Genomic DNA, 19,682 nt, shown 5'->3' with positions numbered 1-19,682 from the left:
TTTGCTGACACGCGGTGGGCCTGTAGAAACTGTGGTGGCAGGTTTGGGGCTGCTTTGCAGCCCAGCGGGGATGAATCCCCTCGCCACAGGGAGTTCCTGCATGACTGATAAATCTGCTAGCCACAAGGAGTCCATTGCTCGCACAGACACATCATGGGGATGTGAACAGTATCTTTGTGGCGAGGGGATTTATCCCCGCTCGGCTGCGAAGCAGGCGCAATTTCCTCACATGCGGTGGGCCTGTAGAAACCGTGTTGGCAGGTTTTGGGGCTGCTTCGCAGCCCAACGGGGATGAATCCCCTCGCCACTGTGTTTGTTCCAGTTTTATTCAGATAAAGCGCCGGCTCCGCTCTTCACATTTTTTTCACCGGCTTCAACCACCGTCTAAGCTTCAGACAAGTCCGATCAATCTGCGTGAATGGATCAGTCGACTATGGGCGCTTTGTGGCAAACCGATTCGAGTAAAACCGTGGTTCAGACTGAAAGTGTGAATGAAGCGCCTGTCCCTGAAAAACCCCGTCGCAACCGGCACGGGTGGAAGGCTTTCTGGTTGCTGTTTTTGATCATTGCGGTGGTGGTGGGACTCGCCGCGTCCAAGGAAATGCGCACCTCGCGCTTTCAAGCACGGGAGCTGAGCCAGTACGCCGCTTCGCTGACCTACAAACTTGAACCCGGCCCCAGCGAAGCGATTCGTTATCCGGGCAACGGGCCGTTCGATCTGCGCCTGGGTTACAGCTCTCTGGACGAATTCCTGCCGCGTCTGCTCAAGCGCAATTACGTGATCACCGAGCAGACGCGCTTCTCCCCTGCCCTGCTCGGTTACACCGACAAAGGCCTGTTCGTGCCGTATTCGGAAAAGATTCAGGCCGGGCTGTCGATCACCGATTGCCGAGGCGCGCCGCTGTATCGATACAACTATCCGCAGCAACTGTATGCCGACTTCGCGGCGATTCCGCCGGTGGTGGTCAGCAGCCTGCTGTTCATCGAAAACCGCTTTCTTCTCGACCCGAAACAACCGCTGGCCAACCCGGCCGTGGACTGGCCGCGCTTCGGCATGGCGGCGTGGTCGCAAGTGGCGAAGTTGCTGCATCTGCCCGGGCAGTCGGCCGGCGGCAGCACCCTGGCGACGCAACTGGAAAAGTATCGCCACTCGCCCGATGGCCTGACCGTATCGGGCGCGGAGAAGATCCGCCAGATGATTTCCGCCAGCGTGCGCGCCTATCAGGATGGCCCGCAGACCCTCGGTTCGCGGCAGAACATCGTGCGCGACTACCTCAACAGCGTGCCGCTCTCGGCAGTACCCGGCCACGGTGAAGTGCACGGCATGGCCGAAGGTTTGCGGGTCTGGTACGGCAGTGATTTCAACAAGGCCAACGAGCAACTGAACAGCCCGAAGACCGACCCGCAGACCATGGCCGCCAAAGGCCTGGCCTTGCGTGAAATGCTTTCGCTGATGATTGCCCAGCGCCGTCCTTCGCATTACCTGACCAAGGGCCGCGACGAATTGGCCAGCCTCACCGACAGCCACCTGCGCCTGCTCAAGCAGAACGGCGTGATCGACAGCGCTCTGGCCGACGCCGCGCTGGCAAGCACCGTGTCATACCGCGACTGGCAGACCCAGCCAACGATGCAGCCGATTGAAACCAACAAGGGCATCAGCGTTGCCCGCAGCCGCCTGGCGAGCATGCTCAACCGGCCGCTTTACGACCTCGATCGTCTCGACCTGTCAGCCACCAGCACCCTGCAGGGCGACCTGCAAACGCAGGCCACGGCTTATCTGAAAAAACTCGCCGATCCGGTCTACGCTGCCGAAATCGGCCTGCTCGGCGAACGCCTGCTGACGCCGACCAGCACCACGCAAGTGCGCTACAGCTTCACCCTCTTCGAACTGACCCCGGACGGCTCGCGCGTACGCGTGCAGACCGACAGCACCGACCAGCCGTTCGACATCAACGAAGGCAGCAAGCTCGAACTCGGCTCCACGGCGAAAATGCGTGTGCTGACCACGTACCTGCAAATCGTCGCCGAGCTGCACGACAAATACGGCGCGATGAGCGGGCCGGAATTGAAAAAAGTCGAAGTGCCGGATCAGGACCGCCTCAGCCGCTGGGTCATCGACTACCTGATCCAGAACAAGGATCACGATCTGTCGAAGCTGCTCGGCGCCGCGCTGGATCGCAAATATTCGGCCAGCCCCGGCGAGGCGTTTTTCACCGGCGGCGGCCTGCACAGATTCAACAACTTCCGCAAAGAGGACAACGGTCGCCTGCCGACCCTGCGCGATTCGCTGCGCGAGTCGATCAACCTGCCGTTCATTCGCCTGATGCGCGACATCGTCCGTTACACCACCTACTCAGGCCCCAACGGCGAATTGCTCAAGGATGATCGCGACCCGCGCCGTCAGGAATACCTGGCCAGTTTCGCCGACCGCGAAGGCACCTCGTTCCTGCTCAAGTTCTGGAAGAAGTACAAGAACAAGGACACCCAGGCGCGCCTGGAAACCTTCCTCGACAGCATCCGCCCGACGCCGATTCGCATGGCGGCGGTGCACCGTTATCTGTTGCCGGATGCCAGCCAGGAAGACTTCAACAGCTTTGTTCGCGCCCACCTCAAAGGCGCCAAACTCAAGGAGAAACTCACCGATGACCGCCTGATCCGCCTCTACGATTCCTATGGCCCCGGCAGTTACGATTTGCCTGATCAGGGCTTCATCGCCAAGGTCCATCCGCTGGATCTGTGGATGATGGGTTATCTGCTGCATCACCCGGAAGCGACCTTCAGCGAGATCGTCAAGGCCAGCCACTTCGAACGTCAGGAAGTCTACAGCTGGCTGTTCAAGAGCCGGCACAAAGGCGCGCGCGACAGCCGCATTCGCACCATGCTCGAGATCGAAGCGTTCCTCGACATTCATCAGCGCTGGCAGAAAGTCGGCTACCCGTTCGATCACCTGGTGCCGTCACTGGCCACCGCCATCGGCAGTTCCGGCGACCGTCCCGCCGCGCTCGCCGAGCTGATCGGCACCATCCTCAACGACGGCGTACGCATGCCGACGCTGCGCATCGACAGCCTGCATTTCGCCGCCGATACGCCGTACGAAACCAGACTGGTCAACGATCCGCACGTGGGTAAACGAGTGATGCCGGTGGAGGTGGCCAGAGCCATGCGCGAAGCGTTGTCGCAAGTGGTCGATGCCGGTACCGCCAAACGGTTGTCGGGCAGTTTCAAATTGCCCGACGGCACGCCGCTGGCCATGGGTGGCAAGACCGGCACCGGCGACAACCGCATTGCGGCGATCGGCTCCGGCGGGCGGATCATCAGTTCGAAGTCGATCAACCGCACGGCGACCTTCGTGTTCTACATCGGCGACCACCATTTCGGCACGCTTACCGCGTTCGTCCCGGGGCGCTCGGCAGAGAACTTCAAGTTCACCTCGGCTCTGCCCACGCAAGTGCTCAAGGGCATGGCGCCGATTCTCACGCCGTATCTGCAACCGGGCAGTGACTCGCAATGTCGTCCGGCAAAAAATTCACCCGTGGTTACCACCGGCCCGGCGCAGTTGGCAATCCTGTCCGGATGACATCGCATTGCTGCTCTTGCTTCTGTCGCAGAGACCGCGAGGAGTCGTGCCAGGCTGGCCCCGTGCAGCCGCGCAAGACGCTGGGGCCCGATCGAGCGTCTGAACGCAGCCAGACTGGCATGGGCTGCTTGACCGGAATCGCGCTTAACCTACCTCCGAATCCCAGATCACCGTGACATTACCCGAATAGCTGCGCGCATATCCGTCCTTGAGCATTCCATCCACCGCATCGCGGGCTACTTCGAAATGCAGCGTGCCCACCTTGCGATCCAGATAAAAGCTTGGCTGAAACAACTCGGTGCCCGTGCCATCGCGCAGCAATCGCCGGCGATTGACCGCTTGTCCGGCGCCATCGGTCAGCCCGTTGGGCAGGCTGACGCTGACTTCCAGTGGTGCCATATGGCCGGCGCTCGACTCCCATAACCCGCAGTTGTTGCCGGAGACGTACTGGCACTCGATGTTCATCTTGAAGCGGCTCGAGGCCGAGATATTGAACGTCTGGTCACGCATCAGTCGGGTCGGCTTGCGGCCCTCGTTCAGCCACGACTGCCAACCGCCCACCGGTTGCAGCGCCACGCGGTTGCCGCCGGGAGGAATATCGACCTTCATGGTGTGCGTAACCCTCAGATTGAAATTGAGGGTCAGAATCGAGTCGTTCGGGATCATCACATCGCCCATGTCGAAATCCATGTTCGGGCCGACGGTGTAGGTAATGGCACCGGTGTAGTCGCCAGCATCCATTTTCAGCGGATCCGGCGTGCGCAGTTCGTAGGCGTAGACGAAATACTGATAGTTCATGCCAAGCGGGATATCGAACAGAGCTTTCTTGGCGCAGACTCCCGCCCCTTCCGGAACTCTCCAGAAACTGTTGTAACCATGCTGTCCCGCTGTAAAGACACCGACACCCAGACACGGTGGCGGAGCGTAGACCCAGCCGCCGCCTTCCCATAAGTCATCCCACCTGCCGCCTCCGGTCAACTCGGCGAACGACAACGGGAAGCCCGCCTCGTGACCAATACCGGCAATTCTCACCTCGACAATGTGGCTGTCACCGGCAGCGTTGGTCACCGAAACAGTCCTCCAGTCGGACGGCACTTTGGCCATGCCACCCTGGCGCGGATCGGCGTGGTTGGCCTGAATCGGTGCATTGGCGGCGAACGGGATGCGCGCGATCAGGCTGAACAGGCCCAAATTCGCGCACGTTTCCGCTGCTTGACGGCAGAAACCCTCGGATGGTGTCTGATTCTTGAACTGATTTTTTTGCGGATTGGCAAAGTCCGGCTCGAAGGTGGCATCAATGTTGTGCACTTCGGCCACTGCCGCAGCGCTGAACAACGTCAACAGCAATCCGATCCATGGGCGGATGCCCGGGGCGCTAGAAAAAATCATGGGTGGTCTCCAGAAAATACTTCGATACCAGCATTGCGCGAGCCATCTCACTCGCCAGGCGCTCGGGCACTGAACAGCAACAGCACGTTGCCGGCGTAATCCCCGGGGCGGTAGCCGCCCTCCGGGCTGATCGGGTCGATCTGCAACAGCACCCGTGTCCCCGCAGCGGCCTCGGCCTGCGACACCACCTCGCGCGGTGCCATCTCGGCGCTCAGCTCCACCTTGTTAAAGGTCACGCGCAGACTGATATCGTCTGCCGGCCGACCGTTCGAAAGGTAGGGTGCGGATTCCAGCCGCGCTTCAATCGCACTGGTGTCGTGACGCACATCAAAGTACTTGCGCACACTGCTCAGGCTTGAGGTCGAGTGATTCCAGTCGAGCCGCTGCGGTCGGTGAATCCAGTCCGGCACCGCGGGAATGACGTAGAACGATCGGTTCGGCACTTCCACTGTCACTTCGAACGTGTGTGCTTCGCGAGCCGCCCAGGCCGCATCGCTGGCCAGAGCCGCCGCGGCTATCAGCGCGACGGCGGTGCATTGCTTGATCATGTTGGTTACCCGTTGCGTCAATGAAAAGCAGACCTAGCGGCTGCTGACCGTCAGGTTCTTCTTCTCGCTGCCTTCGATCAGGAAGAAGCGGTACCCACGGCCCTTCTCCTTGTCGAAAGCGAACGTCTTGCCCGCCAGCACATGGTGTTTGGTGGTCACACCGCAGTCGGTTTCGTCGCTCAACGAGCAGTTTCTGAACTCGTCGACAATCACCACGGTGTTGCCGTCATTGCGCAGTTCGTAGCGGCTGTCGGTTTCATTGATCGTCGTGGCGAACCGCGTTTCCCTGGGCCGTACGAAGAACACCGTGCCGAAACCGGTCATCACGTTGACCCCGGCCGTCAGTGCCTTTTTGTAGTCTTCCCGTTCTTCCTGGCTGACAGCGAACTCGTCTTCCTTTTCCGGCACCACCGGCACGAATCGCACGCGGAAGTAACGCTCGCGATCGCGTTCGCCCATGTACAGCAAGCGGGTGCCCTGCATGCCCTCGGCCGGGACGATCAGCCGCGCCGGGCTGGCCATCAGGCCGTTGCGCGAAGCGCCGTCGGCAGCGTTCTCAACCGGGATTTCCTTCGGCGTGCCGTCGGCGTCGTAGACAATCTCCAGAACGTTTACCTTGACGAACGCGGTGGCATCGCCGCTGTTGAACACCCGTTTCAGATAGGTGCTCTTGTCGCCATCCATATAGTCGTACACCGTACCGACATTGATCTGTGGCCCGGCCTGCGCCGTCAGGCAAAACACGCTGAGCACGCCCAGCAAAAAACCACGGTTCATCACTTCAACTCCATGAAAAAAGGAACAAGGCACCGGCGCGCACGTTCATGCGTCGGCTTCCCGGATAACGCTGATATTGCCGCTGCGCGTGTCGCCCGAATGTGGACTCGGTCATCGGTTCAGCCCGCCTTCTGCGCGGTGACACCGACGTCGGCCACGGTGTCTGGCGTGCAGCGCAGATCGCCTATCATCAGGACGTTGTTTTCACTGCGGTACTGGTCGGCATCGAGGCGGAACTGACACAGCAAGCGATTATCGCGACGGATTTCGAGGGTCGGCGAACCGGCGTTCATCTCCATTGAAAAGAACCCGTCGACCTCGGTGACACCACGGCTGGCATGGTTGATCACATGATGGCCCTTGAGCGGCTGCCCTGCTTCATCGATCAGGCGACCGAGCACTGTCAGGGTTTTCATCACACGGATCTTGCGGTACTCCACCCCGCCCTTGTTCAGGTGATAGCGAGTGCGCGCCGGCTCGATGGTCGCTGCGGGCACGTTATTGCCCTCGAAGTCGAAGCTCACGGAGCTGTTCTGATAGGCCGTGATCGGGATGAAATTGCGCCCCGGCTTCAAGGCAGCGCTGCTCCCGCTATAGTCGTCGGCACGCAGGACGATGTCGTCGATGTCCGATTCGACATCGACGATCATCCCGGCGCCGCGCACTTCGCTGTGATTGGTCATGAGCATCTGCGCGCCACCGACGACCAGCGTGCTGTCGAGGTTGAGGCCGCCGGTGAAATTGCCGTTGTAGGACGAGCGTTGAATAAAGCCATCGCCGTTGACCGCATCGGTGCGGAAATTGGCCAGGCTCGACATGCCCAGGCCGTAGGTATCGGTCAGCGCCGTGACCGAGACGCTTTGCAGCACGTGATCCTTGAAATCCTTGCGCCAGCCGAGCGAGGCGTTGTTGTCGCGTTTGCCATCACGGGCGGTGCGTGAGCCGATGCTGCCGGTGAGCTGTTGACCGGGCGCGCCGAGCGCCAGATTGATGCTCAGATCGATCCCGCGGTTGCGCGCATCGCCGCTGCTGAAACTGCCCGGACGATCAAACACCGACAGGCGCCAACTGGCATCACTGCCCAGCAGCACAGTGCGCTGGGTCCAGCCCAGATCCAGGCCTACGCCTTCGACATTGCCTTCGCTGTGCGAAACCCGGGCATTGACCGAACTCTTGCTGCTCACCCGATGATTGAGCGCCAGCGATGAATTGCTGGTCTGGCCGACGAACACGTTACGCGGACGAACGCGAGTGCCGTCGGGCAGCGTTTCGTAGGTGTTGGTGGTGTCGAGCCAGCTGCGGTTGTGGCTGATCACCAGACTGCCCGCGCCATAGTTGTAAAGGCTTTGCAGATCCAGACCGGTGCCGTAGTCCTCGGTCTTGTAGACATTGGCATACAGGCTGAGGTGGTTGGCCAGGGTCCAGTCGATGGATGTGCCGTACTGCAGCTTTTCGCGAATTTGCCGCGCCGAGGCGCCGAGAATTACCCGCGGATGTAACAGATAGTTGAGCGATGCACCGGCGGTCGGGCTGCCACTGCTTTGCTTGTCCCAGTTACTCAACAGTTTGCTTTCTTCGCCGGCAAATACGTTGTAGCGCCAGCGCTCGTCGAGGTTGCGCCAGTTGCTCGGCTTGTAGACCAGTTCCTGCGTGGTGGAGGTGATCTGGCCGTCCTCGATCAGGCGAACCTCCACCTCGTAAATGCCACCCGGCAGCGGCCGCGTATCGAGCGACTGCAGACCGGCGGGCACCGATTGCGTGTTGATCAGCAAACCGTTGCGCCAGATTTCCACCGCCCCCTGACGATTGGCGGTCACGTAGATCGGATACACGCTCGGCATCGGCGTGTTGATCGCCAGGCTGTCGGAGCTGCCATACATGAGGCCTACAGCGGTGTCGGGGCTGGTGCCGAACGTGCGCGGCTGACGCATCAGCCCTTCGGAATTGGGGGTGAAATAGCCCAGGCGAAAGAAACTGCCTTGCAGTTCGCGCTGGGTGTGCAGTTCATGCACGGCGTGATACAGCTTGGTGTCAGGACCGCCGAGCCGGGCCATTTGCAGGTTGAGGGTCTGGCTCCAGTTGCCCAGACTGGAACTGGCTTCCAGGCCGAAGCGCCCACCCAGATCCTGATCCTGGCCGCCATTGAGATTGAGTTGATTGCGCACCATCAGGCCACGACTGCCGCCGTCGGGTTGCTCGTAATAACGCTTGGCCTGAACATCGCGCTCGGCATTTTCAGTGAGGATCGAAACCAGCGAACTTTGCAGGTTGTAGTGCACCGCCAGAAACTGATCGGGACACGAACCGCGGCACGCGCCCAGAGGCACACCGGGTTTGAGGTAGCTCGCCCACTTTTCCCGCTCGGCCGGGCCAAAGCGGTTTTCGCTGGTATCGGTGAATTCGAGAAGCGTGATGCGGTCATCTCGCGACAGCACCACCATGGCTTCGCCCAGCGGCTGCTGATCGACTTCGACCCGCACCGCCAGCGGTACATCAAAGAAATGCTCCTCGAAATCCGCCGGCAAGCCTTTGGCCTGCGCCAGCAAACTGCGTGGCGTGGTACCGGTGGCGTCGGAAGCCATGACTGCGCTGGCACAGAACAACAGCGCAAGCGCAGCCGCGATGGGTGTCATCGGGAACATGAACTCGTACTCTGATTTTCAGACAATGAAAGTCCGTCGGGGCAAACACGGATGTTTGCCCCGCCGGTCAAACCCACGGTGAAGGTGGGCGTCTAGCAGGCGATCACGCGATCAGCGCGAACCGACCGGAGGTACCGCATCGAAAACCATTGCAATCGTTCCGGTGTAATCACCCGGCGCGTATGTGGAGCTGGCACGCGGAGCGATTTTCAGCAATGCGCGGTAGCTACTGTCGGATTCATCTTCACCCACAACCATTTGTGGCACTTGGGTAAGAACCTTGCCGTTGAATTCAACGTCCAGGGCAATCTGATCGACACCCGATTGCAGCATAGGGATGCCATTGAGGCTGGCGTGAACGGAGCCGTCAGTGTTACGTACGTCGAAGTAACCTTTAACCTCGGTCATCTTGCCGGTGGCAGGGTTGTAGCTCATGTCCTGGTCCTTGTTGACCAGATCAGGGTCGACCGGCACCACAAAGAAGCTGGTGGTTGGCACTGTGGCGACAAGACTGATGGTGTGCGACGCCTCGCCCGCAGCGAAGGCAGTGGAGGACATTGCCAGAAGAGCCAGTGGAGCAGCGATTGCGAATTTCTTGAACATCGTTCAGTACCTGTTTGCTTTATATAAGGGGGTGTCATTGAAAGTTCATAAACCTTTTGCTCGTCGACCGCTGAAGCAACTTGAACTTTCAATGCCGGGCATCATCGACTGTTGCCTCTGGAATGTAAGCAGGCAACTTCCGACAAACTCGTAGTTAAACAACCCCACACCCCGCCAGAAAAAAGAACAAAAAACAGATACTTGCAACATTCGCTGTAAGTTGCGCCCTACACACAGTTACAGGGAAAAAACCATACAGCAACTTAGCCGCTTTAACGCGGCAACTTGCGAGAAATTAGAATATATACTCGAGCTCAACTAGAGCGATAACTTTAACTTTAAGGTCACGCCTTTTTATTTTTGATCGGAAAGAGTTTTGTGGCTTTTTTCACGCTGACCACTCGTCCGTCGAGCGCCGCCAGAGGCTAAAAACGTCTTGCACAGCGCTTAAGATATATCTTAAGTTGTATCTAAATACGACGAGAGAGAAGCGAAATGAGAGACCATCATTCCCCCCTCCGCGAGCATGGCGATGGCCGCGACGGCTTCGAGAAGCGCCCCGGTCGCGAACGCGGCGGCCGCGGCCCGCGAGTCTTTGCCCCCGGCGACTTGAAATTGCTGTTGCTGGCGCTGATCGCCGAGCAGCCCTGCCACGGTTACGACCTGATCCGCCAGATTGAAGGCATGTTCGACGGCGCCTACAGCCCCAGCCCCGGGGTGATCTACCCGACCCTGACCTTTCTGGAAGAGAGCGACCTGATCGCCGGTGATGCCGAGGCCGGCAAAAAGCGTTACAGCGTCACCGACGCCGGTCGTTTGTCTTTAAGTGAACAAGCGGTGGCGCTCGACGGCGTCCGCATGCGCATCGACGTCAGCAAGCGTTCGCTGCGCGGCCATGATCGTCCGGCGGAAATCCACGAAGCGGTGCACAACCTGCGCCATGCCTTGCAGCTGCACCATGGGCGCTGGAGCGCCGAAGAAATCCTGCGCGTGCGTGACCTGCTCAACGACACCGCCAAAGCCATCGTCGACGGCCCTGCCGTTCAACCTGCCACGGAGAAAGCCGAATGACTGCAGTCGATACTCAAACCATTCACCGCGTGATGCACGAAATCAAACGGCGCAAACTTGAAGTGCTGCGCGTCACCGACCTGACCCCACGCATGCGCCGCATCACCCTCGGCGGGCCGGAACTGGCCGGGTTCATCAGCCTGGGCACGGACGATCACGTCAAACTGCTGTTCCCGCAGAACGCCGAACAAGCGGCGGCGCTGGAGACGATGCAACTGGACGCCGGCAAGGACAACGGGCCGATGCCCGAGATGCGCGACTACACGCCGCGTCGTTACGACCTGGAAAAAATGGAGCTGGACATCGATTTCGTCCTGCACGGCGACGGCCCTGCCTCGACATGGGCGGAACAGGCGCAACCGGGGCAGTTCCTGCATATCGGCGGGCCGCGCGGTTCGATGATCGTGCCGGACATCTTCGACAGCTATCTGCTGATCGGCGACGAAACCGCCCTCCCCGCCATCGCCCGCCGCCTCGAAGGTCTGGCGGCAAATCGCCGGGCATTGGTGGTGATCGAAGTGGAAAACGGCGCTGAGCAGCAAGTGCTGGAAAGCGCAGCGCCGTTCAATGTGATCTGGGTGCTGCGCGAAGGCGGCAAGGACAACCTGCTGGCTACCGTCAAGCAATTGCAGGTGCCCAAGGGCAATCTGTACGCATGGGTGGCGACCGAAACCAAGGTCTCACGGCAGATCCGCCGGGTACTGATCGATGAGCATGGGCTCGATGAACAGTTCATCAAGGCGGTCGGCTACTGGCGCGCGGAAGGCTCTGACGAGGAGTGATTTTCCTCTGACCACAGTTCCCCTGTGGGAGCGAGCTTGCTCGCGAAAGCGGTGTGTCAGTCAACATCCATGCAAACTGATACACCGCTTTCGCGAGCAAGCTGGCTCCCACATTGAATATCAACTTCGTGCGGTCTTTCTACGATCCAGGCCGATAATCAGCAGGCCCACCAACACAAAACCCACCAAGATCCCCCCGGCATTCGCCAGCACCTGTGGATAACCTAGCACCGCCACATCAATGAACGGATACGCATAAGCGCCGAGCAGATGCCCGCGCAGCAAGGCGTAGATGAAATACACCAGCGGATAGATCAGCCACAGCGGCAGGTGCCTCAGGCGCAACGTGCCTTTGGGGACGCAGCACCACCAATAGCCGAGAAACAGCAATGGCATGACGTCGTGGAGCAACTCATCGGCAACAAACTGCCAGCCTTCGGGGTGCCACAAGTGCCGCAGCAGGATGCTGTAGGCCAGACCGACCACGGCGATGCTCACCGCGATCCCGCTGCTGACCCACGGTTGCAGAAACCAACGCCGCGCGGCGGATTCGCGCTCGGTGACCGCGCAGGTCAGCACCGTCGCCACCAAGGTATTGGTCAATATGGTGAAGTAGCTGAAGAAACTCACCAGCCCGCCCAGCAGGCTGGCGCCGATGCTCAATCGTGCGAAGAAGATCAGGTACAGCTGAATCGTCAATCCGGCCCAGCCCAACACGGCCAGGCCGGTGATCAGGCGTCGGCGCCTCGCGCTGTCCATCTCAGAGCGGTCGCTTGGTGCGCATCAGTTTCACGTACAGGCGCTCGACCTTCTCCCGCGCCCACGGGGTTTTACGCAGGAAGGTCAGGCTCGACTTGATGCTCGGATCGCTCTTGAAGCAACGGATGTCGATACGCTCGGACAACCCCGACCACTCGTAGTGAGTCACCAGTGCATTGAGGATCTGTTCAAGGGTCACGCCGTGCAGCGGATCGGGGGATTGTTCGTTCATGCCGGGCCTTTGGGCGAAGTGATATGCAGAAGCCGCGCACCTTAGCCGAGGGGCAGAGCAGGTGGAAGGCCTTCCTGCAAATGTAGGCCAACCCGGGAAGATCGCAGGCTGTGGCCCGACTCACAATGCGCCCGTTTGCCGCACTGTTACCAAATCCGAAACGCTGCATGTCTGCAAAAGCGCTTTCTCAATTTGTTACAGATCATTATCCTGCCGCCCTTCCGCTGAAACGCTTCACTGCCTGCGACAATCTGAAGCGTTCGGCCTGCACCTGAAAACATCAAAAAAAGACTTCTTCATGCCTGACTTTTCCTTCTCCCGAGACAGCGCTATCTCTGCCCTGCGCACCCTTGGCGGCTGCACCGCCCTTGGCTTGGCGACCTGTGCCCACGCGGCGCCGGCCTTCGACAGTGAATCACCGTACATGCTCGGTGACTGGAACGGCACGCGCACAGAACTTGCGGAAAAAGGCTACGACTTCAAACTCGATTACACCGGCGAAATGGGCAGCAACCTGCACGGCGGTTACGACCACGACCGCACTGCCCGCTACAGCGACCAGTTCGGCCTCGGCACCCATCTGGATCTGCAGAAGATCCTCGGTTGGAACGACGCCGAATTTCAACTGACCATCACCAAACGCAGCGGCAACAACATCAGCAACGACCGCATCAACGACCCGCGCGTTGGCGGCTTCACTTCCGCCCAGGAAGTCTGGGGCCGTGGCCAGACCACGCGCCTGACGCAGATGTGGTACCAGCAGAAATTCTTCGATCAGAAGCTCGACATCAAGGTCGGCCGTTTCGGCGAAGGCGAGGATTTCAACAGCTTCCCCTGCGACTTCCAGAACCTCGCGTTCTGCGGCTCGCAGGTCGGCAACTGGGTCGGCGGCATCTGGTACAACTGGCCGGTCAGCCAATGGGCGCTGCGGGTCAAATATCACCTGACGCCGGAGCTGTATGCGCAGGTCGGCGCCTACGAGCAGAACCCGTCGAACCTTGATCGCGGCAACGGTTTCAAACTCAGCGGCAGCGGCACCCAGGGCGCGATCCTGCCGATCGAACTGGTGTGGACGCCGAAGCTCAACGGCCTGCCGGGCGAATACCGCGCCGGTTATTACTACAGCAATGCCAAGGCCTCTGACGTCTATAAAGACCAGAACGGCCAACCGGCAGCGCTGAGCGGCGAAGCCTATCGCAGTGCGTCGAGCAAGCACGGCGTATGGCTGGGCGTGCAGCAACAGGTGACCAGTATCGCCAGCGACCACTCGCGTGGTTTGAGCCTGTTCGCCAACGCGACGATGCACGACAAGAAAACCAACGCCATCGACAACTACGTGCAGGCCGGCCTGACCTACAAAGGCCCGTTCGACGCCCGCGCCAAAGATGACATCGGTTTCGCCCTCGCTCGTGTACACGTCAACCCGGCCTATCGCAAGAACGCCGAGGCGAGCAACCGCGCCAACGCCGTCTACGACTACGACAATCCGGCGTTCCTGCCACCGCAGGACACCGAATACAGCGCCGAGCTGTATTACGGCGTGCACGTGACCAACTGGCTGACCGTACGCCCGAACCTGCAATACATCCGCCACCCCGGTGGCGTGAACGACGTCGACGACGCCCTGATCGGCGGGATCAAGATCCAGTCGTCGTTCTAAAGATCACAGCTAACCCCTGTGGGAGCGAGCCTGCTCGCGAAGGCGGCCTGTCAGTCGCTGCAGTGTTGCCTGATACACCGCTTTCGCGAGCAGGCTCGCTTCCACAGGAATGCATTTCGTTAGCCGAACAAGTTTTTATCTGAACCATGCCTGCGCCAAATCGTCATCTAAAGTGACTACAGCGCGGGACTACATAAACGTCACGGAGAATCACACTATGAGCACCGAAAGTGCTTCGAGTCGGGGCCGTCTGCTACCGGGCCTGCTCGGCATCCTGCTTCTACTGATGGGCCTGGCCATGCTGGCCGGGGGAGTCAAGCTGAGCATGCTCGGCGGCTCGCTTTACTATCTGCTGGCCGGTATCGGCATCGCTCTGAGCGGCATCCTGCTGCTGATGCGTCGCCGCGCGGCGCTGGGCCTGTACGCCATCGTGCTGTTTGCCAGCACCGTGTGGGCATTGTGGGAAGTCGGTCTGGACTGGTGGCAACTGGTGCCGCGTCTGGCGCTGTGGTTTGTCCTCGGTTTCGTGATGCTGCTGCCATGGTTCCGTCGTCCGCTGCTGCTCAACGGCCCGGCGAAAATCGGCACCGGCGGCCTGACCGTCGCTGTGATTCTGGCCGGCGTTACCGCTCTGGCCAGCCTCTTCACTCATCCGGGCGAGACCTTCGGCGAACTGGGCCGCGACACTGCGGACATGACCAGCACCGCACCGGCCATGCCGGATGGCGACTGGCAAGCCTACGGTCGCACCGAGTTCGGTGACCGCTACTCGCCGCTCAAGCAGATCACCCCGGAAAACGTCGGCAAGCTGCAAGAAGCCTGGCGCATCCAGACCGGCGACCTGCCAACTGCGGATGACCCGGTCGAGCTGACCAACGAAAACACCCCGCTCAAAGCCAACGGCATGGTCTACGCCTGCACCGCGCACAGCAAAGTGCTGGCACTGGACCCGGACACCGGCAAGGAAATCTGGCGCTTCGATCCACAGATCAAGAGCCCGGTCGGCTTCAAGGGCTTCGCCCACATGACCTGCCGTGGCGTGTCGTATTACGACGAAGCCGCCTATGCCAAGTCTGAAAACGCCGGTTCCGCTGTCATCTCCGAAGCCGGCCAGGCTGTTGCTCAGGCCTGCCCGCGTCGTCTGTACCTGCCAACCGCTGATGCCCGCCTGATTGCGTTGAACGCCGACACCGGCAAGATCTGCGAAGGCTTCGGCACCAACGGCGTGGTCGACCTGACCCAAGGCATCGGCCCGTTCACCGCTGGCGGCTACTACTCCACCTCGCCAGCGGCGATTACCCGTGATCTGGTGATCATGGGCGGTCACGTTACCGACAACGAATCGACCAATGAGCCATCGGGCGTGATCCGCGCCTTCGACGTGCGCGACGGTCACCTGGTGTGGAACTGGGACAGCGACAAGCCGGACGCCACCGAGCCTCTGGCCCCGGGCGAAACCTACAGCCGCAACTCGGCGAACATGTGGTCGCTGGCCAGCGTCGATGAAAAACTCGGCATGGTCTACCTGCCACTGGGCAACCAGACCCCTGACCAATGGGGCGGCAACCGCACCCCGGGCGCGGAAAAATTCAGCGCCGGCCTCGTTGCCTTGGACCTGGCCACCGGTAAAGTGCGCTGGAACTACCAGTTCACCCACCATGACCTGTGGGACATGGACGTGGGCAGCCAGCCTACCCTGCTCGACATGAAAACCGCCGACGGCGTGAAACCTGCGCTGATCGCTCCGACCAAGCAGGGCAGCCTGTACGTCCTCGACCGTCGTGACGGCACGCCGATCATTCCGATCAAGGAAATCCCGGTACCGCAAGGCGCCGTGAAAGGCGACCACACCGCACCGACCCAGGCCCGTTCGGACCTCAACCTGCTGGCCCCGGAACTGACCGAAAAAGCCATGTGGGGCGCGAGCCCGTTCGACCAGATGCTGTGCCGCATCCAGTTCAAGGAACTGCGTTACGAGGGCCAGTACACCCCGCCATCGGAACAGGGCAGCCTGATCTATCCGGGTAACGTCGGCGTGTTCAACTGGGGCGGCGTCTCGGTCGATCCGGTTCGCCAGCTGCTGTTCACCAGCCCGAACTACATGGCCTTCGTCTCGAAAATGGTCCCACGCGAGCAAGTCGAAGCCGGCAGCAAACGCGAGAGCGAAACCTCGGGCGTGCAGCCAAACACTGGCGCGCCATACGCGGTGATCATGCACCCGTTCATGTCGCCACTGGGCGTACCGTGCCAGGCCCCGGCCTGGGGCTACGTCGCCGGTATCGACCTGACCACCGGCAAAGTCGTGTGGAAACGCAAGAACGGCACCAGCCGCGACAGCTCGCCAATCCCGATCGGCTTCACCCTCGGCGTACCGAGCATGGGCGGTTCGATGGTCACTGCCGGCGGCGTCGGCTTCCTAAGCGGCACCCTCGACCAGTACCTGCGCGCCTATGACGTGAATACCGGTAAAGAACTGTGGAAATCGCGTCTGCCTGCAGGCGGCCAAGCGACTCCGATGACCTACACCGGCAAGGACGGCAAACAATACGTGCTGCTCGTTGTCGGCGGTCACGGCTCGCTGGGCACCAAGATGGGTGACTACATCATTGCGTACAAACTGCCGGAATAAGCGTTAGCTGGCGGTAATGAAAAGGCGATGTTCCGTGAGGGACATCGCCTTTTTTTGTGAGCGCAACCTGGCAGGCAATGAATAAACCTGTGGTAGCGGTTGTGAACAGGTTCGTCCTGCAGACGCTGATCAATGCGCCGGAGTTTTCCGACAGGCGGGTCGGTAGCGTTCGGAAAATGCGCTGGGCCTGCATAATTATCGCGAACAAGAATAAAAAACTGTCAGGTATTACAGTTCACAGCTTTCACGCTTTTACCCAGACTTGCCTCTTCATTATTCGGATCATACAGAGGCAGCTCTCATGGCAAACCCAAACGTACCCAACGCCGTCTTCGCGTTCGGCTCTATTGAAACTGATGTCAAAGGCACCATCAGCGGTAATTATCTGGACTTGACCAGCTACAGCACTTCAAGCACATCCATTTCCATCAACGCGTTAGGGGGATACGACTTTTCTTTCCGCCACAACGACAGCTTGTCGGGCGCGCGAATCATCTCCATCTCGCTTCGCTACCCGCAGGATCCTTCCCCTTTGCGCTATTCAGAAACGATTGTCATAGACCGAGCCGATCCTCGTCCCTATGAATTTGAAACGACAACTTCTTCAATTATCGCGGTCACCCAAATCAGTAACTTCGTGTACCGATACGACCTCAAAGATTACAAATTTTCCGGCAAAGCACAGCACACGAATGACACGCGGGAACTCACCTGTAATGGATTCTTTGTGGTTCAGGGACTGACGTGGCCGATCTGACAACGCTGGTTGTGGGGACCTTCTGTATGAGCCTTTATTCGAAACTGCGTATCGCCCTGCCGGCTGCCATATTCGCACTCAGTGCCTGGCTCCCTGTGCAGGCTGACAATATCGCAGAGCAGGCAAAAGACTGTAGTGCAGCGCTCAATGAATTGAAATCCATGAACATCACGCCTGGCGCATCCAATTGTCAGACAGGCCAAACACTACAGTGGCGCGTCGAGGCAACTGCCGAGCAATTTGAGCAGGTCATGGATGTTTGCGAAAAATCCAGACTGGCCGCCTTGTATCGATACAGCGAGTCAAGGATCGTCAGTTGCCAATACACCTCAGGCACGAGGAAAACTCCGAGCGGAGCGTATTGATAGAGGAGCGACGTCTGCCACGGGTTGCAATACATCGAGGCTGCAGGATATCTCACTGCATACGCAGGTCAAAGCTCCCGAGAATGTCTATGTCGCCGGCGACTGGATCATTAACAACCGCATGGAAAGACATCTTGTAATGATCAGCTTGCGTATCAAAATCGATAGTGAAATTACCGTCTCGGGTATGGGCTTTCTCGAATCCATATCCTGATCGGGCTATATATGACATCAATACAACCGTTGGTCAGAACCTACATTCACTCAAGGAACCTAGTCAAATTCAGGCCGCCTTCGCGAGCAGGCTCGCTCCCACAGAAAATCAAAATCAAAAGATCGCAGCCTTTGGCAGCTCCACAATGAGCGCAAGATCGAGTACTGCCCATGCTCTTGATCCATGCGTACCGGCAGGTAAGCGGGGCAGAACTTTCGGAAAGAATTCGGCGGCTGACTACATAAGGCGCTACCACGGATTTTCATTCACCACGACGGCGAAGGTATTCCGCGAAAAGAGGAACGGTGAAATCAAGGTAACCATGGTCGGTGCTGTAGATCATACCTTTGGAAATGATATTGGCCCGGGCCGGGCCTAACGATGATTGATCACGCTCCATCACCTTGGCGATACCTGCCATAGGATAGGGCCCATCACCAAGGGTGGCCATCGCCATCACAAACTGGATCTCGGCTTTGGTAAGCCGGTCATAACGAACCTTGAAGAAGCCGGCATCGAGTCCGGCGATAGTCTCTGGATAAGCGCGTTCGACATCAGCGAGCGTGATCATGGGGCCGGCAGCAACATCCCATGAAGTTGAACCCCATTCCTGCAGAAAAAACGGATAGCCCCTCGTTCGCGCGACAATCGCTTGGAGGGCAGCGTCTTCGATCGTCTGCTCCTCCTCCTCGACGGGTTTTCGAACAGCAAGTTTTGCTGCTTCTTCGTCCAGCGCGCCTACAGGCGGGTAGAGGAAAAGTCGCTCTGCATAGGACTTCGCCTCACCAGCCAATTTGGCAACCTGTGGTAGTCCTGCCCCAACCAAAACCACAGGCAACCCGCGCTGGGCCATTCGATGCATCGCAACGATAAGTGCCGACAGATCGCCTTCCGAGAGGTACTGAACCTCGTCGATGAGCAGCACCCAGCCCTTGCCAGCGGCTTTAGCGCCCTCGCCAATCACACCGAACAGGTCTGGAAGATCATGTTGCAGATCGCCGCTATCAGCAAGCCCAGGTTCAGCACCCTCAACGCCCACCTCAACGCCACCGATATGGATTTTGAATATCGAGGCAAAATTGCGCAGGGCGCTCATACCCCGGCTGGCAATTTGCTTTGCTCCTTCGAATCCCGAAAGTGAACGCATTACGCGTCGCAGTTCAGGGTAAAGAAGAGTGGAAAGTGTATTTTTCTCCGGAGCTTCGAGCTGGGAAACGAGCATCCCCTCTTGTCTGGCGATATTGCCGATCTCATTCAGGAGTACCGTCTTGCCGACTCCACGAAGGCCAAGGAGCATCAGCGACCGTGCAGGTTTGCCCCTCACTGCTCGGCCGCAGGAAATCCGAGCCATTTCGAGAACAGGGTCTCGGCCAGCAAGCTCCGGTGGTGGAAAACCAGCCCCGGGGGCGAACGGATTACGATAGGGATCCATCAAAACTCCATTTAATAGTTAAAGCTAACCAACACTAGCGTTTTTTGCTATTTATGCACAGACATTGTTAGATTCCAATAGGCACCCGTGCCCACCTGAAGGATCTCGCCACCGCCCAAAGGCCGCCAAGGTTAACAAGGTCAAAAACTTTGCAAACCTGAACACACACGCAGAAACACACCCGCCCCATTGAAACCACCCCACCCCTGCCCCATCTAAGACCCCATACCCCATTGCGCAGGTGC

At 59.3% G+C, this 19,682-nt stretch carries 15 protein-coding genes; 7 read left to right on the top strand and 8 right to left on the bottom strand.

Annotation, left to right across the window (positions count from 1 at the left end; all coding sequences use genetic code 11):
* Nucleotides 1-433: 433 nt before the first annotated feature.
* Complete coding sequence (locus AAEZ10_RS08015; RefSeq protein WP_273528355.1) at nt 434-3,577, top strand: transglycosylase domain-containing protein; 3,144 nt, start codon at nt 434-436, stop codon at nt 3,575-3,577.
* A gap of 144 nt (nt 3,578-3,721) precedes the next feature.
* Here the strand turns inward: AAEZ10_RS08015 and AAEZ10_RS08010 are convergent, their stop codons facing one another.
* The 5 genes from AAEZ10_RS08010 to AAEZ10_RS07990 all read right to left on the bottom strand — a co-directional run bounded on the left by AAEZ10_RS08010 (nt 3,722) and on the right by AAEZ10_RS07990 (nt 9,536).
* Nucleotides 3,722-4,966, bottom strand: a complete 1,245-nt coding sequence (locus AAEZ10_RS08010) for a hypothetical protein (protein ID WP_073473233.1) — start codon at nt 4,964-4,966, stop codon at nt 3,722-3,724.
* A 47-nt stretch (nt 4,967-5,013) separates the two neighbouring features.
* Nucleotides 5,014-5,514 carry a CS1 type fimbrial major subunit gene (locus tag AAEZ10_RS08005; protein ID WP_323167292.1) on the bottom strand — a complete coding sequence of 167 codons (501 nt, stop codon included), beginning with the start codon at nt 5,512-5,514 and terminating at the stop codon, nt 5,014-5,016.
* Nucleotides 5,515-5,547: 33 nt separating this feature from the next.
* Nucleotides 5,548-6,291, bottom strand: a complete 744-nt coding sequence (locus tag AAEZ10_RS08000) for a p pilus assembly chaperone (protein ID WP_016773365.1) — start codon at nt 6,289-6,291, stop codon at nt 5,548-5,550.
* 119 nt (nt 6,292-6,410) lie between these two features.
* A complete protein-coding gene (locus AAEZ10_RS07995; RefSeq protein ID WP_122747770.1) occupies nt 6,411-8,933 on the bottom strand; it encodes a CS1-pili formation C-terminal domain-containing protein in 2,523 nt (840 codons plus the stop codon).
* A 111-nt stretch (nt 8,934-9,044) separates the two neighbouring features.
* Complete coding sequence (locus tag AAEZ10_RS07990) at nt 9,045-9,536, bottom strand: CS1 type fimbrial major subunit (protein ID WP_073473241.1); 492 nt, start codon at nt 9,534-9,536, stop codon at nt 9,045-9,047.
* 495 nt (nt 9,537-10,031) lie between these two features.
* Between AAEZ10_RS07990 and AAEZ10_RS07985 the strand changes: the two genes are divergently transcribed.
* Both AAEZ10_RS07985 and AAEZ10_RS07980 read left to right on the top strand, forming a co-directional pair.
* Nucleotides 10,032-10,607 (top strand): PadR family transcriptional regulator, encoded by a 576-nt coding sequence (locus tag AAEZ10_RS07985; protein ID WP_110646212.1) that lies wholly within the window; start codon nt 10,032-10,034, stop codon nt 10,605-10,607.
* Complete coding sequence (locus tag AAEZ10_RS07980; RefSeq protein WP_350568699.1) at nt 10,604-11,389, top strand: siderophore-interacting protein; 786 nt, start codon at nt 10,604-10,606, stop codon at nt 11,387-11,389. The genes AAEZ10_RS07985 and AAEZ10_RS07980 overlap by 4 nt, the downstream gene beginning before the upstream one ends.
* 120 nt (nt 11,390-11,509) lie before the next feature.
* On the opposite strand, the gene AAEZ10_RS07975 is transcribed toward AAEZ10_RS07980, so the two are convergent.
* The gene (locus AAEZ10_RS07975) at nt 11,510-12,148 is read right to left on the bottom strand and encodes a Pr6Pr family membrane protein (RefSeq protein WP_110646210.1); all 639 of its coding nucleotides are present in this window, start codon (nt 12,146-12,148) and stop codon (nt 11,510-11,512) included.
* A 1-nt stretch (nt 12,149) separates the two neighbouring features.
* On the bottom strand, nt 12,150-12,380 hold the full coding sequence (locus tag AAEZ10_RS07970) for a VF530 family protein (RefSeq protein ID WP_350568697.1): 231 nt from the start codon (nt 12,378-12,380) through the stop codon (nt 12,150-12,152).
* 298 nt (nt 12,381-12,678) lie between these two features.
* Here AAEZ10_RS07970 and AAEZ10_RS07965 point away from each other — a divergent pair, with 298 nt between their 5' ends.
* The 4 genes from AAEZ10_RS07965 (at nt 12,679) to AAEZ10_RS07950 (ending at nt 17,791) form a co-directional block, all read left to right on the top strand.
* The gene (locus tag AAEZ10_RS07965; RefSeq protein ID WP_350568695.1) at nt 12,679-14,040 is read left to right on the top strand and encodes a carbohydrate porin; all 1,362 of its coding nucleotides are present in this window, start codon (nt 12,679-12,681) and stop codon (nt 14,038-14,040) included.
* 217 nt (nt 14,041-14,257) lie between these two features.
* Entirely contained in the window at nt 14,258-16,669 is a 2,412-nt protein-coding gene (locus tag AAEZ10_RS07960) for a glucose/quinate/shikimate family membrane-bound PQQ-dependent dehydrogenase (RefSeq protein ID WP_095181723.1), read from the top strand.
* Between the two features lie 301 nt (nt 16,670-16,970).
* Nucleotides 16,971-17,426, top strand: coding sequence for a hypothetical protein (locus AAEZ10_RS07955; protein ID WP_122706559.1), 456 nt, complete (start codon nt 16,971-16,973; stop codon nt 17,424-17,426).
* Nucleotides 17,414-17,791 (top strand): hypothetical protein, encoded by a 378-nt coding sequence (locus AAEZ10_RS07950; protein ID WP_282387096.1) that lies wholly within the window; start codon nt 17,414-17,416, stop codon nt 17,789-17,791. Before AAEZ10_RS07955 ends, AAEZ10_RS07950 begins: the two co-directional genes overlap by 13 nt.
* 476 nt (nt 17,792-18,267) lie before the next feature.
* Here AAEZ10_RS07950 and AAEZ10_RS07945 read toward each other — a convergent pair whose 3' ends face one another.
* Nucleotides 18,268-19,437 carry a DUF8462 domain-containing protein gene (locus tag AAEZ10_RS07945; protein WP_323167294.1) on the bottom strand — a complete coding sequence of 390 codons (1,170 nt, stop codon included), beginning with the start codon at nt 19,435-19,437 and terminating at the stop codon, nt 18,268-18,270.
* Nucleotides 19,438-19,682 lie beyond the last annotated feature (245 nt).

This window comes from Pseudomonas sp. H26/SER47-MNA-CIBAN-0231 (assembly GCF_040310465.1).
GTDB classification, from domain to species: domain Bacteria; phylum Pseudomonadota; class Gammaproteobacteria; order Pseudomonadales; family Pseudomonadaceae; genus Aquipseudomonas; species Aquipseudomonas atacamensis.
The sequence above is the reverse complement of the archived record's forward strand: the minus strand, read 5'-3'. Positions and strand labels throughout refer to the sequence as shown.